The sequence below is a fragment of the Limnohabitans sp. 2KL-3 genome (genome assembly GCF_001269405.1).
In the GTDB taxonomy this organism is placed as follows: Bacteria; Pseudomonadota; Gammaproteobacteria; order Burkholderiales; family Burkholderiaceae_C; genus Limnohabitans_A.
The window spans coordinates 68574-85014 of record NZ_CXON01000005.1; the positions used below are offsets into that span (position 1 = coordinate 68574).

The following is a 16441-nucleotide window of genomic DNA, read 5'->3' on the forward strand; positions in this document are numbered from 1 at the left end:
ATTCCATAAGCTAGGATTTATTATATTTCTTAAATCTAGAAATACAATGAATCAAAACAATCCAGAAGTCATCGTTCCACTGGCTGAAAATATAATAAAAGTACGCAATTGGGAAAAAGAAAACCTGCCCATCGAACAAAGTTCGCTGGCCTTAGACCTGTTCATGGTGATTGCCTACAACACCCTCAAAGGAAAACCACTGACACTGAAACAATTGTTTCACAGCATTGACTTCAGTGAGGCGGGTATTCGAAAGCATTTGAAGCGTTTGCTTACTGAGGATTGGTGCAAATTGGAAGGCACGGAGCATGATCGGCGTTTGCGTCATGTGGTGGCTCAACCCAAAATGCTTGAATCTTTAAGCAATTATGTCGCGATCCTGTTGGAAGCGTATGGGCCAAAGCCCTGAAAATATCAGGTGCCAGATGGGAGATTGAAAGCACTTGATTGCTGCAACACCAAAATAGCACCCAAGGTTTCGAAATACAGCAAAGTTTTAGGTGTCAGACCCAGCAGTTTGGTCCTTTTATCGCCTTGTGTGTTGAACTCTTCAAGATAGCCTTCAGACCTTAAAATAGTAAGCCGTTTGTGAAGCGTTGCCGCTGAACCGAGTTTCTTGAGTGAAATGGCTTCACGCACCGACATGGGTTGACCCTGATGCCAGGCCAAGGCAATCGCGTCTAACAATGCACGCTGATTGGGGTTCAAAATCAAATGCGAATCACGAAAAAAAACATTGGCCAATTTGGCAAATCGTAAATAAGAATTGATGAGTGGTTGCATCCGATTCCTTGATTTTTTATTTGATTTTAATTTTTAATGGGTGATTTGCTAAAAACAAGCAGCATCACCCAAAACAGTGTCAAAACAATGAAGCTGCCTATATAGTCGCCTAGCAGCATTGCAAAATAATTTGAAAATGCATGGGTTGATTTCATGGACGTTATAATGAAAAATACATTGATAACGACTGCATGAACTGTCGCTGTGATGAAATCCATTTGAGGCAAATGAATGAATTTCAAATTGGCCAAATCATTGCTGATACCCAAAATTTTAAGACTCATCCAGACACCCAGCCAAGTGGCAATTGTGCTGAAAAAACAATACAGCAAGATTATGAATGGGTGAATCCCGTGCCAAAATTCATTGGCCAGCAAAAACAGCGCTGCAAAGCAACCCAAAGCACCCCAACCGCCGGCCAATAAAATGGAAAGGTGTTTGATGCCAGCCGGTAAAAAAATCAGACTGATGCCCTGTGAATACACCGCCCAAGAACCTATTTGCTCATTGATTCTGTAAGAGAGATAAAAAAAAGACCCTGCAACGAAAGAAAGAAAAAGACCTTGAGAATTGATGGAAATGGATGGCAACATTGTGTCAAGGGTAGGGCCTGAGGATGGATTGTAGATCTCAAAATAAACGGTGAATACCGCTGAGTCATTCAAAGTCTGAGTGAAAAGTCAAGCCATTCCAGATTTGATAATCAAGCGGTCATTGTCAAATGTAAATTTCAACTCCATTATTTTAAATATAAAATTACAATTCATTGGTAGAATTTTTAAAATTGATCAGTCCAGCCAAGTTGTTGGTCGAATCAACAGGCATTGGGCTTCTGTGCTTTTTGATCGCATCACCAAAAGAATGCATTTTTTGACGCTGTCAAGCCGTGTTGATGGTCCATGAGTTTTGCGTTTGAATTTGATGGATTTTTTTATAATCTGACGATCATGGAACGATCTGTTCCTTGTTTTTTGAAAACTTGCGTGTTCGGTATTTTTGAGCCCTATTTTGATGACGATTGACACTTACAAAAAACCTTTGCAGTCCAGATCCATCGTGACCGAGCAGCGTTTTTTGGATGCTTTGCACGAACTGTTGCAAGAGAAGTCCTTGGGACAAGTCACGATTGAAGAGATTGCGGACAAAGCACAGCTCACGCGTGGGGCCTTTCTCAAGCGTTTTGGGAGCAAAAAACAGGCTTTGCTGATTCTGTATGAGCGTTATTGCGACAAAGTTTTTGCAGGCATGGCCGAGATCACGCTCAATTTGCCGCAACACACACAAGCTGCAGAGGTTTGTTACTACATGTCCAAACAAGCCGAAGCTTTGCAATTGCTGGACTTTCCGGCCAATCGGGCGATGCATGAAATTTTTCAGGAACAGCTGACCATTGACCCTCGGACCAAGGACATCTTCATGGCTTGTGTGGCGTTGATGCGGAAAATCCAAGCCCTGTTTTTGCCCCAAACGGGGGCATCGGACACGGGAGCGTTTGCCGCAGCGCAACTGTTGTTCACCCTGGATTACAACTTTGTCTTGAAGGCCATGCCCGGTTTTCCCCGAGACCCCGAGGTGCGCCACCGCCTGATTGGCCGCTTGGTCGCCCACACCCTGGAAATTTAGTTGCAAGCCTTTTTTGTAGGAGCGACGCCCTCGTCGCGATGACCCTCGCAGACCACGAACAATCGCCCCGAGGGCGGGGCTCCTACAAAATGCAGGGCCTCCCCCTTGTAGGAGCGACGCACTCGTCGCGATCACCCTCGCAGACCACGAGCAATCGCCCCGAGGGCGGGGCTCCTACAAAATGCAGGGCATCCCCCTTGTAGGAGCGACGCCCTCGTCGCGATCACCCTCGCAGACCACGAGCAATCGCCCCGAGGGCGGGGCTCCTACAAAATGCAGGGCATCCCCACGGGGCGGGGCTCCTACAAAATGTTGGTCATCACTATTGGGCGGGGCTACCAAAATGCTGGTATTCCCCATGGGGTGGATCAGTGAATACCCTCTGTAAATACCCCCTTCGAAGTGTTTCAATCGCATGGCTTTATTCATCCACGAGATTTGAGGAACACCACACCATGACCTCCCGCCGCCAATTGTTGCAAGGTGCCGCTGCCAGCATGCTGGGCCTGACCCATTTGCCTAATTTTGCGCAAACACGCATGGAAAATCTGCGCATCATTGTGGGTTTTCCACCCGGTGGCACCACCGATGCATTTGCCCGCCGAATTGCAGAAAAAATGCGTGGCACTTACGCCAACAACGTCATCGTGGACAACAAGCCCGGCGCGGGTGGGCAGATTGGCGTGACCACCCTCAAGTCTGCGGCGGCCGATGGGGCCCACATTCTGTATTCGCCCGCTTCCATGCTGACGATTTACCCGCACTCGTACACCCGTCTGAGCTATGCCCAATCGGATGTGACGCCCATCGGCATTGGCCATTCCACCGACCATGCTTTTGTGGTCGGACCTGCGGTGCCCGAGTCGGTCAAGAACATCAAGGATTTTGTCGAATGGGCCAAGGCCAATCCTGGCAAAGCCAGTATCGGTAACCCCGCAGCAGGCTCCATGCCCCATTTGCTGGCGGGTCGCTTGGCCATGTTGGGCGGCTTTCAAATCACCAACGTGCCTTTTGCAGGCTCTGGCCCCGCCATTCCCCAGGTCATGGGCGGGCAGCTCGCGGGCATGTCGTCGCCATTGGGCGACTGGGTGCAGCACCACAAAGGTGGCAAGATCCGGATTTTGGCTACCTCGGGTCCCGATCGGGCCGTGTTCACCCCCGAAGTGCCCACCTACCGTGAGCAAGGCTTTGGCGAGTTGTTGGTGCGTGAGTGGTTTGGCTTTTTTGCCCCTGCTGGGGTGAGCGAGGCGGCCAAGCAAAACCTCAATGCGGCACTGCGCCAAGCCATGAACCAGCAAGACATTCGAGACTTTGTCACGCCCCTGGCCGCCAACCTGGAGGCCAGCACCACGGCGGAGCACACGCGGCGGCTTGCCGAAGACTCGGACATGGCGCGGCGTTTGGTGTCGGCCTTGGGTTTCAAAGCTGACTCTTGATGACCCGGCACAAAGGGCAGCCTTGACTGCCCTTTGTGCCTTGGCCCTGTTTCAAACCCAGGACCCGTCATGGGCGGCGATGCAAACATCACAGGGTCGCCGAATCGAATCCTTTTGCTTGGGTGTTCAGACCCAGCCCTGCCGCCACACACTGTCGTCTTGCAAATCCCGCCAAGCCAGAACCTGAACGGCCTTTGAAAACACCGCTTCGATTTCCACCAACTCAATCGGGTCCGTCGGTAGCTCTGGCTGAATCACCCGGCTGACCAAAAAATGTTTTTGTTTGGACACGGGTTTCACGGCGGTCCATTTGGTCAGCAGGAGTTTTTTGGGGTTCAGGGGGTTCATGACTGAAGGCTCACAGTTACTGTTTTGGCCTGCTGTACATGTGACCGATGGGCCATCAGGCGGGAATGACGGGGTGCGAACCGATGGCGTCCCCCGTCGCGACGATCTGTCCAATGTAATCCATGCCGTAGAGCGAGGCCACAACTTTGACGGTGTCCCCTGCACCGAATTGCGTGTCATCGTCCCAGAGTGCAAATGTGGTGTAAGGACCGTGATTGAACTGTGTTGGGGAAGTCGTCAGTTCAATACTGTTGACATAAAACTTGAAGGTGGCGTTCTCTGATATTGGTGCAAAGGTGATGTAGTCAGTGTCAATGTAGCTATTGGCGTTATCGCCCGATTGTGCAACGTAAACACTTAGCGTGTCGTCCCCAGTGTCGTTGGTTTCATTGAGTGTGACCGCCACAGCACTTGACCAGTTGTTTGCCTGATCGCCGGCCACGATGTTGTAGCTGTGGGCGTTGGAGGCACCCGCTTCAAAGTTATTGACCTCAGCTCCAACGCCTGTAGCCGTGATCTTGATCTGGCCACTGGCGTTGATGCTGAAAAACCCGTCTTCAGAAGTGGCCGAGCGAGCGTTGTTGCTCAGCAGGAACATGTATTGGGTCACGCCCACGTTGTCTGTTGCTGGAGTTATGGTGGCAACCACCGCATTGGCGCTCTGGTTTTCCTGGTAGCTCAACGATTCAGTAGCTAATGTGAAGCTCGGGATTGTCGTGTCGGGCAATTGCGGTCCGACGTTGTCGCCCTTAGCCAGCACTTGGCTTGAGTATTCGATTCCGTCAAAAGTGGCCATGACTTTGACCACATCGCCGACGCGAAACTGTGTGTCGTCATCCCATACGGCGGCGTTACTGGTCTGCCCCAATTGCAATTCGGTAGGTGCACCCAGTTCAACATCGTTGACAAAAAAACGGTAGCTAGTTCCTACCGGAAATTTGTCCATGATGATGTAGTCAGTATCATAAAAGATGGCCGTTACCGCAGCATTCCAGATGTCATCCCCCGATTGAGCCACCCCGATTTTTAGTGCGCCGGAGTCATCGCTGGTGTCGTTGGTTTCATTGAGAGCGACCGTCACAGCACTGGACCAGTTACCCGCTTGGTCGCCCGCGACGATGTTGTAGTTGTGCCCGTTGGAAGTGCCCGCTTCAAAATTGTTCACGTCAGAGGCTACGCCCAATGCCGTCATGCTGATTTGGCCATTGGTATTGATGCTGAAAAAACCGTCTTCTGAAGTGGCTGAGCGAGAGTTGTCGCCCAACAGGAACATGTATTCGGTCACGCCCACGCTGTCTGTAGCTGCAGTGACGGTGGCGACCACCGCATCGGCTATCTGGTTTTCCTGGTAATTGAGCGATTCAGTAGCGGATGAGAAGGTGGGTGCAGTGGTGTCGGGAATGATGTCATCGCTGGTGTCGTTGGTTTCATTCAGAGTGACCGCCAAGGCACTGGACCAATTGCCCGCTTGGTCGCCAGCGACGATGTTGTAGCTGTGAGTGTTGGAGACACCCGTTTCAAAATTGTTCACATCAGCGGCCACGCCCAATGCCGTCATGTTGATTTGACCACTGGCGTTGATGCTGAAAAAACCGTCTTCAGAAGTGGCTGATCGTGCGTTGTTGCTCAGCAGGAACATGTATTGGGTCACGCCCACGTTGTCTGTTGCCGCTGCCACGGTGGCGACCACGACATCGGCAATCTGGTTTTCCTGGTAGCTCAAAGGGGTTGCCGGTGAAAAAGAGGGGGCCGTTGTGTCGCTTGGTGGAGCGATGGGGCCGCCTTGCAACACTTTGAGGGTGTAGTCACCTTCGGTGTTGTTGCCATTGAGCTGGATTCGGACCTTATCTCCTGCCACCACACCTTCAAGTCTTGCCCATGATTGCGCTGAGCCGGAACCAGCACCGTCCTGATCAATCCACAACACGGCACCTTGGTCGCTGGAGACCAGCCAAGCGTATTGTTGAATATCGTTTTTTGAGCTGAAGTTTTTCAGTGCCAGACTGAGGTCGAGCACATCCCGTTCTGATTTTTTGCTGTCCGACCATCTGTAATCCATCAGCGTGTCAAAGCCGTTGGCCTGGCGTGTCGCTTCAAAAACAAACACATCGTTGCTTTTGCTGCTGGCAGAAGCTGCACGGTTTGTGGTGTTACCCCAAAGAATGTCATCGCCGCCCATGCCACGAATCCTGTCCAAGCCCAAGCCGCCGACCAGGGTTTGAGAAGTCGCAGCCCCCGTCAGCCCGTCATTGCCAGCCAGTCCATCGATCCAAGAATCACTGGAAGTGTAAACATCGTTGCCTGAAGTGGTTTTGCGAATGGGTTTGGTTGACATTTTTGGCCTCTTTTTAAAATAGTCATCGTGACTAGATTTTAAGTATATACACGATGTACAGATCAGGCAAAGCCAATGAAAATAAAGATATTGAATACTTAAATATAATTAAATTTTGATATTTTAATAAAATCAAAAACTATATTTTGTACAATTTAATTCATTACAATTAAATATTTTTATTGGTAAGATAACGAGTGAGGCGGTCAATCAAATTGATGGTGAGGATTACGCATCTTGCTTAAAGACTTTTCTGATAAACAATCAAATTGATAATTAAGTCAATTAAATATACTTTAGTTTTAAATATATGGCTTTGGTCAAAAAAATCAGCTCCCTCAGGCCCCCGATGGCCACACCCAAGAGCGGATCACATCAAACGCGCGACAAATTATTGGCTGCCACTTTGGATTTGCTGCTCACGCATTTGCCACAGAACATCACAGCGCAAATGGTGTTGGAAAAAAGTGGTATTTCGCGTGGCTCTCTCTATCACCATTTCGAGGACATCTCAGCACTGTTGGAGGTGGCGCTGGTACAGTCTTTTGCAAAAACAGTTGATAAAAGTTTATTTAAATTTGAAGAAATAATTAAAAAAGCCAAAAATCGTGAAGAGATGCTGCTTGAATTGACCAAAGTTACCGACGCGACTCAGCAAAAATCTCTGCGGGCCATTCGGTTTCAGCGTGCACGCCTGATTGTTTTCAGTGAAGACAACCCCAGGTTGGCGAAGGCATTGGCTGTAGAACAACAAAGACTGACCGATACGATTGCCGACCTCATTGGTATGGCTCAGGAGCGTGGCTGGATGTTCACAGGGGTTGATGCCCGCAGCGCAGCGGTGTTGATTCAGGCCTATACGCTGGGCATGATCGTCGATGACATTGTCCAAGAGCAGATGACCCAAGAAAATTGGAGCGCCCTGATTCATCGGCTCATACAGCAGGTTTTTTAAACGAAGAAAAAATGCCTGTTGTTGATTTATTCCCATGCATCTGCCGATACCGTGTCTATCTTGCATGCGCAAAAATGGAGAATAAACGCATAAGCCCTCGTCTTTTGTGACAGGTGCCTTGAATAGCTGTGCCTACAATGTCAACACTATGAATCACCCCTCACCATTGACCAGTGCCTATCTCAGGTTTTTACAACTGATCAACACCATCGAGGCTTTGCCTGGATTGAATGAATTGGCTGCCAATGAAAAGGCGCTTTTTGATTCGGTTTTGGTGCACTGGTCCAAAGGCCATCCCTTGACGGTTCGAATGGCCATTGGGCAGGAGCTGCTGGGCTCACCCGCCACGCTGCACAAACGGCTCAAACGCTTGATTGCCAAAGATTTGATCCTCACCCGCTACCAAGGCGGTGATAAACGGACCAAATATTTAGAGCCCTCAGAAAAAGGTTTGGCCTACGTTGAATGGCTCGACAGCAACATGTCGACTGCACAAGCGGGCCTCACGCTCAGTCACAAGTCATCTTGAATTGAAGGGGGATGGCATCAGCGTGCAAAGGACAGGTGTTTTTGAACTCAAGGCTCAGTCTTGTAAGTTCCTTGAGACTTGGACTTGACGATATTTCAAGATGCACCATTTCATGAGGTAGGCACCCAGCAAGGCCCCAAAAATATCACCCAAAACCATCCACACCACTTGGATGGGTTCGCTCAATTTGGAAGGGTCAACCACCGACCAAACCAAGTGATGCAAGACCGCATTGCTCAAGGCATACATCAGAGTTAATACGCCCAAGTCTTTGATGGACGTTAAGTGAACATTTCTTCGTGAGTACATTTTAAAAATACACAGAGAAATCAAAGGCCCACTGGCTGAGCAGCAAATATTGAGTGAGCTGACCAAAAAAGCCGCATCGTATGTCTGTGCCAAAAGCAAGCCGCCCATGAAGGTGGCCAATGTGCCCTTGAGTGGCCCCAAGACCAACACATTGGCCAATCTCACAAAAGCCGGCAAATAAATGAGGCTGATGTGGGGAGACACCTCGGCAAACTCAAAAATCCATCCGTTGGCAATGTGCGTGATGGGGTAAATGAGAGAAAAAACGATGATGAGCAGGGCATTCATTCGGTCAAATCTTTCTGGCACTGGGCTCATCTTTGACCGTCCCCATGGCTGAGTGTCAGCTCGCGCATCATGCGTATCAAAGGGTTCAAAAAAACGGTGTTTCTCAATCGTCACAGAGTGACCAACACCACGTCTTTTGTCGCCTCGTTCAAGATAGTTTAAGCGGGTTACAGCATTCTTTCTGCACGCATGTGGGGGGCGCATGGTGAGCCGTTTTTCGCCCCTGCGTCAAACGGATCGCCTGCTCCACCTGGGAATCTCAGCTTCGCTGCGGCTTTGATCAACTCTCAAAATGAGAGATTGACTCAAGGCCAAGGCTGCACACCTTGGGCTTGATGTGAATTCACAAAATTTTGAACTTTGAATCAATAAGGGGCAGGCGAGACGTTGAGCTTGATCGTCGGGCCAGGGTCACGCGGCAGCTGCACGTTGTATTGCTTGCCGTTGAATTCGTAGGTGACGTTGTAGCCCGTCACGCGATTTTCAAAGACGTTTTGATAAGTGCAGTTTTGCACGGTTTGTGTCTGCGGCGTGGGTGCGCCTTCTATGTTGTTGCCCAAAATGGCACCACCAAAAATGCCCAGTGCTGTCGCTGCGGCCTTGCCACTGCCACCGCCGATTTGATTGCCCAGCACACCGCCAGCAATGGCACCCATGGCCGCACCAGCACCGCTTTTGTTCTGCTGCACAGCCACTTGTTCTTGGGTGCAAACTTGGCGTGGGACAGAGACTTGCTGGATGACCTGCACGGATGAAATCACACGACCCACTTCTTGCGCCAAAGTCAGTGTGCCGATGCTCAGGAGTGCCAACGCGACTATTGATTTTTTCATTCTTGTGATTTTTGACATTAAAGCCGCATGATACAACTGAGCTGTGTGTCGTTGTGGGGGCAGTGGCAGCTGTCCGTTTAAGCGACACCTTCACTTGAAACCAGCCCCCCTCAAACCTACCCCTTCCGCCACACGCTGTCGTCTAGTGGTTCACGCCAAGCAATGACCTGCACCGCCTTGGAAAACACCGCCTCCATTGGCACCAACTCAACAGGGGCGGTGGGCAATTCGGGCTGAATCACCCAGCTGACCCCCAAGTGCTTTTGCTTGGCCACACGTTTTACGGCGGTACATTTGCTCAGAATCAGTTTTTTGGGGTTGAGAGGTTCAGGCGACGACGCTGAAAAGGATTGCTTTGCAATGCCCGAGCCACCGCCCCAGCCAACTCACTTGTACGGCGGCAAGATTGACCTGCTGACATGGGTCCGAAACCCCCGGACAAGTGTGGAGATGATTTAGCGTTTCTACGACGGCAACTTGATGGCCGAGATGAACATTGACTTGCTGCAGGGCAAGCGGGCTTGAGGTCGTATGCACGCTGTCCGGTCTTGTCGTGAAACCCGATAACGCAAGCGTCAAGTTTCATGACGCTGCTTTCTTTAAGAAAGGTATGTGCTGGCAGGTGCTGCGTGCACTGTGAACGCAAGCACTGCGTGCGCTGATCCGGTCGATCAGCAATCCAAGCCAGCCCCGTCAGGTAGATCCGCTGTCGTGGGGCTTGTTGGACGTGTTGCTGTCGCAGTGTAGTGAAGCACGACAGTGCAAGCACGAAGCTTCTCTCAAGAAAGCGTGTCCTGCAACGGTGCACGGCTGCTGTCCAAATGAGCCGAGTGCGGCTGGTCAAGACGGATTCGCTGGACGCGCACCCTGCGCGAATCACGGAAACCGGTGAAAGGACATCGCGGCGGCCCGGGAAGTCAAAGTTGCGTCGTCGGGATGGTGGGCGGTCTGCTGATCGGCACATTCAGCTTGATGACGGTGCCGGCGGGCGTGCTCTTGATAACGAGTGCCGCGCCGAGCCTTGCTGCGCGGGCACGCATGTTGGCCAAGCCGTGCCCGCCCGATGTAACGTCAGGATCGTGCTTGAATCCCGATCCGTTGTCGGCAAGCACGATGCACACGCTGTGTGTATCGGTTGCGTGCCAGGCCCTTAGCGAAGCCTGCGTCGCGCCGGCGTGGGCCATGAGATTGGAGAATGCCTCGAACAGGATCATCTGCAGGTCGCGTGAACCGTCAATTGTCCAACCCTCAATGGCCTCCAAATGCTCGACCGCCCAAGTCAGGTCGATGCCGGCCGCCCTTAGACGCGGGTCGAGGCGATAGCGCAGCGCGCCAAGCAGCGAGGCTATGTCGCCCTCGGTGTCATGCATCGCGTCGACTGTGAGTTTGAGGTGATCCAGCACATCACGCAAATGCTTGGTCAGCGTGTCACGCGAGAGGCCTTGGTCCCCGGCCAGCGCCAAGGCACCAAGCAACTGGTTGCCTACCCCATCGTGAAGGTCGCGCGTCAGGCGTTGCCGCTCCTCGATCCGGGCCTGATGGCGCTTCGCATCTACACCACGCTCGAAAACCAACTCCAATTGTGCCCGCTGCTCAGCAAGACTTTGGGCGAGTGTGCGGTTCATGGCCTGGGCCTTGCGGGTCAAGCGGCGCATTCGCTCGGCAATCAGCCAGGCCAGCGTGATACCGAAAATCACCCAAGCGTAGCGTGTCCAGGCAATTTCGCCATAGTGGTTCGCCCACGGGCCGAACAGGTTCATGTAGGGTCGGATGACGAGGACGAATATGTCACGCACAAGCACCACCCCAAGGGCCAGCATGCCGAATGCCAGCACGCGCTCCTCGAGTTCGGCGCTGGCAAGGCCAACCCGAACCACTAAGACGGCCACACCGAGCCCGATCAGTTGTGACGGCAGCAGCACGAGCAACTCAAAAACTGGCCAGCCGCCAATCAACGCCAGCGCCAGCATCGGGGCGCACAGGAGCAGCACCAGATTGATCGCGGAGCGAAGGGCCCCTCGGTTGCGCTGAACCACAATCAGTGCAAACTTGCAGATCAGCATGCCTGCCGCTGCCTGCGCCGAGTAGGTGATGACGCCCCACCACGGCCATGGCAGAAACGGTCTCTCGATCAGCATATCGCCCATCGCCAGCCCCCAGAGCAATTCGGCGCTCGCATAAATCAGATAAAGAACGTCGCGCTGACGGATCCACAGCAGCAAAGCGATTGAACCCAGGATCAAGCTGATCACCACCACGACCAGTGAACCCGTCACGCGCCAGTCGTGCTGCGAAGCGTAGATGGGCATGACTTCAGTCGCCGTGCCGAACAGCAAACGGCTGAGTCCGGCCTTGCGTACGCTTTGTGCATCGATCTCGATCTCGAGTCGATTGCCTGGCGCGACCAGCGCAGCCGGGATTTGCGCAAGGTGTGGGCGCTTGGAGTAGTCGTCATAGGCATTGCTGGCGCTGCCGCGCTGCGCGATCAACTGGCCGTTGAAACGGATGCGAAAGCTGTTCCCCACCCGCGGCAGCAGCAGCGCATGGTCGACGCCGATCGTTGTAGCCTGGACCTCGAAAGTGAAACGGGCGCTGCCGGTCGACCCGCCGTGAACGGCATCCCAGTGAAAGGGCAAATCAATCTCGGTATGCCTTGGCGGTGCGCCGTCGACACTAAGAACCGCAGCCGCCCGATCAAGCGTCGTGAGGGCCTGTACGGAGCCGGTGGCCAGCCCCAACCCCAACCCGATCAGCAGGCTCAGGCATCGAGCGAAGTGCGCTATCGCGCTCGGGCTGACGCGCAAGCAATTCAATCGCGCCGCGCCCGGTCCAACAGCCCGAGAGCTCGGGACTCGAAGACGGCTTCGCCACGCGAGTTCACGCTCAACTTGCTGTAAATGCTCTTGATGTATGTCTGTACCGTCGAGACCGACACGCCCATCAGCGCCGCAATCTCCTTATAGGTGTAACCGCGCGAGATCAGGTTCAACGTCTCGGACTCACGTCGGGTGAGTTCGGGCATCCGCATGGATCGTGAACACAGTGACCCCAGTGAACCAGGCTCACGCTGCGGCGCGGCCGCCCCGTCTCTAACTCGCGAGATGAGCCGCCGGGCGATGAGCGGACTCATCGGCGCGCCGCCCGCGCGCAGATCAAGGATCGAGCGGGCGATGTCAAAGCCGTCGGCGTCCTTCAGGATGTAGCCGGTCGCGCCGGCCTCGATCGAATTGAGCACGATTTGTTCGTCGCCAAACATGCTCACGACCATGATGTCAGCGTGCGGTTGCGCCACGACGCAAGCGCGGATGACGTCGATGCCTGACCCGTCGGGCAAGCCGATGTCGGTGAGCAGCACGTCGAAGACGTTCGTCTCGATCCAGGCGCGCGCCGGGTTGCCGCGCTCGAACGCAGCCGCAATGCGCAGGCGCGGCTCGGCATCGATCGCTGCCAGCAGATGCGTCAGTGTCCGCCGATCGTCTTCGACGAGCACAACGGTGATCGGGGCTTGCGTTTCAGACAACGGCATAGACCAAATTCATTTTGCGAAGTTCTTAACAATTTTCACAGATTTCTAGAGTCTGCGCGATGCTGACTCACATAGACATGGGAGGCGGCCAGCGACGCGGCTCGCCATACTTATTACGCAGCTGAGGGGTTGTGGCTCCGGTCTTTACCAAAGGATATTGGGCAAAAAGGACTGGATTTTTAATTTTTTAAAATGAGGAAAACCTATGAAGCACGTCATAGTTATCGGCACGTTTGCATTGGGAGTAATTAGCTTTGGAGCTCAGGCCCAGACCTCATGTGGGGGTGCTAACCAGCCGGCCTGCGGTTCTGCGCAAGCCAACAAGAATAATCACGATTATTTGATGAAAAATAGCCCTAGTTACCGTATCAACCATAACTCGCAGCAGAGAGAGCAGGCTAAAGACGCTGCTCGAGTTGGCGAAAAGGCAACTCCCGATCGTGCACAGAACAACGACCATCGAAGCACTGTATCTAAGCAGTAAATACGGCTGACTGATCAAAAAAGCTAAAAGATGTGTCCGAGCCAAGGTAGAGCACTTGTTCTGTTTCAGGATGCGCGAGTTCGGGCAATTGAAGATACGCTACCGCGGCTTGGCCAACATCACGATGCAGCTGCATGCGCTCTTAGCGCTCTCTTTTCTGTGGATGCTCAGCCAATCACTTTTGAGTGAGGCGCGGGAAGGCGTGCGCTGGCAGTGGCCCAAGTAGTCTGCACATGGCCGCAAAAGGGCTTTCCAATGGCCAAAATCGCGCTGCGGTTGCCGCCATTTGCATCATCGCGCATCAGCTCTCGCCGTCGCAGTCCTTGTGTAGACGTTCCTTATATGAGGCGAGCTCGATGGAACTGTTGAAACGTGAAGAGTTGTGGGCGCGAAGAAGAAAACTTCAAGAGCGGCTTGCATGTGCTGCTGTCCACGGACATGGACATGGACAGGGACAGGGACAGGGACAGGGACAGGGACAGGGACAGGGACACCGGGTGCTGGAGACCCGGCTATTAGTGGGTGATCGAAGTTCACCATGACCATCGCATCTCATGGGGAAATGCGCCGTGTCCCACTAAGCTGCTTGGGCGTCAGCTGACCCCTGGAGTGGTTAAGTTTTTTCGAACACATCTCAATAGCACTTACTACTCGATCAATTTGCGCATGTCCCACTTTCACCTCTTTTTGTCGGCGCAACAGCGCCAGCGCCGCCACCTGTTGCAAGCTGGCGCGGCCCTTTTGACGGTCGGTCCTCTTGCCGTATTTGCGGAATCTGGCTCACCTCAGAGGGGAAGACAGGTCCTGCCATTGCTGCTTGCTCCCTACGCGCAAATCCCGCTGGAGCTGGCTCAGGTGCAGATCCACACTGAGGTCGTCGGGCTGGCGGCCCGCACGCGTATCGAGTTGCAGGTCTTCAATCCGAACAGGCAGGACCTGGAAGGTGCATTGCAGTTCCCTTTGCAGGATGGCCAGGTGGTCACTGGCTTTGCGCTTGAAGTCGATGGCGAACTGCGACCTGCTGTTCCGGTGGAGAAGGCCAAGGGACGACAGGTGTTCGAAGACGTGACCCGCACACGCATCGATCCGGCGCTCCTAGAATCCACCGGAACCAACAGTTACCGTCTGCGGATCTATCCGCTGCCTGCCCGCGGACTGCGGCGGGTCGTGCTGGAGATCACCGAAACCCTTGTGAGACAGCACACCGGGGTCCAACAGAGCGCACTGCTGCAGCTCCCATTGCAGCTCGGCATGAGCGTGCAGGAACTCGAGGTGACGGTACGCATGCCTCGGAGTGCATCCGGTACCGTTCCTCAGGCCCTGTTCGCCGGCCAGGTACTGCCCTTGGTAAATGAGCGGGGCACCTGGCTGGTGCGCCTGGTGCGCAGCAATTACACCGGCACTGCAGGCCTGCGCGTTGCGGTGCCGCTGGGCACCGAAGCGCCCGAGGTGATCACGCAGTCACTGCAAGACAACACATACTTCTATGCCGAGGTCCCGCTTGCGCTGCAAACACGCCAGCGGTCTGTCCCAGGGCGCGTCGCCTTGCTTTGGGATGCATCTGCTTCAGCAGCCCAGCGCGACCAGGGTCGTGAGCTGGCGCTGCTTGATGCGTTCTTTGCTGCTTTGGGCAATGTCGTGGTCGATCTGCTGGTGGTGCGCGATGCGCCCGAACCTCTGCAGCGCTTTAACGTCGTTAAGGGTCGCTGGCAGGATCTGCGAGATCGCCTGCGCTCCTTACCTCAGGACGGCGCCACGCGGCTGGACCGCATGACCGTGCCCTCGGGCGCCGATCTTGCGTTGTTGTTCAGCGACGGCCAGGGCACCTGGGGTGATGGTGGGCTGCCGGCCGCCCAGATACCGCTGTACACCTTTATCACGGGTCCTGGCGCCGACGCTAACGCATTGCGGCGGTCAGCCGAGCACACGGGCGGTGTCTTGGTGGACCTGATGCGCACCGCTGTACTGGAAGCGGTGGCACTGTTGCGTCGCCAGCACACGCGACTGCTGTCAGCCGATGGCGTGGGCATTGAGGATGTTGTGGTGGAGAGCCGTCTGCCTCAACAGGATCGGCTGGTGGTGGCTGGCCGGTTGCGCGAACCGGGCGCGCGACTCGTACTGCGTGTGCAGGCCCCCAACGGTACAGTGAGCCAGCGCAGCATCGATCTACCCACCCCCGTGGCCACACACAGTACCGGCCTGCCGATAGCGGCCCACCGCTGGGCCATGCTGCGACTGGCTGACTTGGAGGCACAAGGCGAAACGCAAAGCCAGGCTGTGCGGCGGCTGGGCATGCGGTTCGGCCTTGTCACCCGCGGCACCTCGCTGATTGTCCTCGATCGGGTGGAAGACTATGTCCAACACGGCATCGAACCGCCTTCCTCCTTGCTTGACGCTTACCAACGGCTGCTGTCTCGACGCAAGCAACGCGAACAGGCAGACCGCCAATCCCATCTCAACCGTGTGGCGGAGCGCTTTGCCGCAAAAGAGGCCTGGTGGGAGCGCGAGTTCCCCAAGGATGACCCGCCGCAGACCAAGGAGCCCGACAATTCAGTTGCAGAGAGTGTCCGCCAGCGGCCGCTCGAACGAGAACGCTCAGCCGAATCGCTGCGCCCCAGGCCGACTGGGGTGATGCGACCCCTCCCGCCAGCACCTGTTGCCATGCCCGCACCGCTGCCGGCGCTTGGTGCACCAACCGCGCGCCCTGAGCGTGCAACGAGTTCACCACCGCAGCAGACGCCTGCCATGTCGATTGCCCTGCAGCGCTGGACCCCGGACGCACCTTATGCGCGCCGCCTGCGAGAGACGACAGCCGAACAGATGTACGCGGTGTATCTGGACGAACGCCCCGGGTACACCAACAGCACGGCCTTCTTCCTGGATGCAGCCGAGCTGTTCTTCGAGCGTGGCCAGCAAGACTTGGCTTTGCGCATCTTGTCGAACCTGGCCGAGATGGCGCTGGAGAACCGGCATGTGTTGCGGCTGATCGCCT

At 54.3% G+C, this 16441-nt stretch carries 14 protein-coding genes and 2 pseudogenes; 8 read left to right on the top strand and 8 right to left on the bottom strand.

Features of this window, described 5'->3' with window-relative positions:
• Nucleotides 1-46 precede the first annotated feature (46 nt).
• The gene (locus AMM41_RS08855; RefSeq protein WP_089956491.1) at nucleotides 47-409 is read left to right on the top strand and encodes a hypothetical protein; all 363 of its coding nucleotides are present in this window, start codon (nucleotides 47-49) and stop codon (nucleotides 407-409) included.
• A gap of 5 nt (nucleotides 410-414) precedes the next feature.
• Here the strand turns inward: AMM41_RS08855 and AMM41_RS08860 are convergent, their stop codons facing one another.
• Together AMM41_RS08860 and AMM41_RS08865 are read right to left on the bottom strand one after the other, a co-directional pair.
• Entirely contained in the window at nucleotides 415-783 is a 369-nt protein-coding gene (locus tag AMM41_RS08860; protein ID WP_089956493.1) for a MarR family transcriptional regulator, read from the bottom strand.
• Nucleotides 784-809: 26 nt separating this feature from the next.
• Nucleotides 810-1376 carry a hypothetical protein gene (locus AMM41_RS08865; RefSeq protein ID WP_089956495.1) on the bottom strand — a complete coding sequence of 189 codons (567 nt, stop codon included), beginning with the start codon at nucleotides 1374-1376 and terminating at the stop codon, nucleotides 810-812.
• A gap of 418 nt (nucleotides 1377-1794) precedes the next feature.
• On the opposite strand from AMM41_RS08865, the gene AMM41_RS08870 reads away from it, so the two are divergent.
• The gene (locus tag AMM41_RS08870) at nucleotides 1795-2406 is read left to right on the top strand and encodes a TetR/AcrR family transcriptional regulator (protein ID WP_089956496.1); all 612 of its coding nucleotides are present in this window, start codon (nucleotides 1795-1797) and stop codon (nucleotides 2404-2406) included.
• Nucleotides 2407-2861: 455 nt separating this feature from the next.
• Nucleotides 2862-3842, top strand: coding sequence for a tripartite tricarboxylate transporter substrate-binding protein (locus AMM41_RS08875; RefSeq protein WP_089956498.1), 981 nt, complete (start codon nucleotides 2862-2864; stop codon nucleotides 3840-3842).
• Between the two features lie 126 nt (nucleotides 3843-3968).
• Here the strand turns inward: AMM41_RS08875 and AMM41_RS08880 are convergent, their stop codons facing one another.
• Together AMM41_RS08880 and AMM41_RS08885 are read right to left on the bottom strand one after the other, a co-directional pair.
• On the bottom strand, nucleotides 3969-4190 hold the full coding sequence (locus AMM41_RS08880; RefSeq protein ID WP_089956499.1) for a TIGR02450 family Trp-rich protein: 222 nt from the start codon (nucleotides 4188-4190) through the stop codon (nucleotides 3969-3971).
• A 55-nt stretch (nucleotides 4191-4245) separates the two neighbouring features.
• Nucleotides 4246-6525, bottom strand: coding sequence for a calcium-binding protein (locus AMM41_RS08885; protein WP_089956502.1), 2280 nt, complete (start codon nucleotides 6523-6525; stop codon nucleotides 4246-4248).
• Nucleotides 6526-6874: 349 nt separating this feature from the next.
• Between AMM41_RS08885 and AMM41_RS08890 the strand changes: the two genes are divergently transcribed.
• Nucleotides 6875-7480 carry a TetR/AcrR family transcriptional regulator gene (locus AMM41_RS08890; RefSeq protein ID WP_194944684.1) on the top strand — a complete coding sequence of 202 codons (606 nt, stop codon included), beginning with the start codon at nucleotides 6875-6877 and terminating at the stop codon, nucleotides 7478-7480.
• A gap of 148 nt (nucleotides 7481-7628) precedes the next feature.
• Nucleotides 7629-8009, top strand: a complete 381-nt coding sequence (locus AMM41_RS08895) for a helix-turn-helix domain-containing protein (RefSeq protein ID WP_089956505.1) — start codon at nucleotides 7629-7631, stop codon at nucleotides 8007-8009.
• 54 nt (nucleotides 8010-8063) lie between these two features.
• Here AMM41_RS08895 and AMM41_RS08900 read toward each other — a convergent pair whose 3' ends face one another.
• The 4 genes from AMM41_RS08900 to AMM41_RS08920 all read right to left on the bottom strand — a co-directional run bounded on the left by AMM41_RS08900 (nucleotide 8064) and on the right by AMM41_RS08920 (nucleotide 12965).
• Nucleotides 8064-8810: a hypothetical protein gene (locus AMM41_RS08900; RefSeq protein ID WP_194944685.1), complete on the bottom strand. Its 747-nt coding sequence runs from the start codon at nucleotides 8808-8810 to the stop codon at nucleotides 8064-8066.
• A 161-nt stretch (nucleotides 8811-8971) separates the two neighbouring features.
• Nucleotides 8972-9439 carry a glycine zipper 2TM domain-containing protein gene (locus AMM41_RS08905; protein ID WP_089956508.1) on the bottom strand — a complete coding sequence of 156 codons (468 nt, stop codon included), beginning with the start codon at nucleotides 9437-9439 and terminating at the stop codon, nucleotides 8972-8974.
• Nucleotides 9440-10356: 917 nt separating this feature from the next.
• A complete protein-coding gene (locus tag AMM41_RS08915) occupies nucleotides 10357-12243 on the bottom strand; it encodes a sensor histidine kinase (RefSeq protein ID WP_194944686.1) in 1887 nt (628 codons plus the stop codon).
• A 5-nt stretch (nucleotides 12244-12248) separates the two neighbouring features.
• Complete coding sequence (locus AMM41_RS08920; RefSeq protein ID WP_089956513.1) at nucleotides 12249-12965, bottom strand: response regulator transcription factor; 717 nt, start codon at nucleotides 12963-12965, stop codon at nucleotides 12249-12251.
• Nucleotides 12966-13170: 205 nt separating this feature from the next.
• Between AMM41_RS08920 and AMM41_RS08925 the strand changes: the two genes are divergently transcribed.
• The 3 genes and pseudogenes from AMM41_RS08925 to AMM41_RS22220 all read left to right on the top strand — a co-directional run.
• Nucleotides 13171-13449, top strand: coding sequence for a hypothetical protein (locus AMM41_RS08925; protein WP_089956516.1), 279 nt, complete (start codon nucleotides 13171-13173; stop codon nucleotides 13447-13449).
• Between the two features lie 34 nt (nucleotides 13450-13483).
• Nucleotides 13484-13675 (top strand): annotated as a pseudogene (locus tag AMM41_RS22215) (hypothetical protein); the annotation flags it as partial.
• 440 nt (nucleotides 13676-14115) lie between these two features.
• A pseudogene (locus tag AMM41_RS22220) lies at nucleotides 14116-14610 on the top strand (VIT domain-containing protein); the annotation flags it as partial.
• Nucleotides 14611-16441 lie beyond the last annotated feature (1831 nt).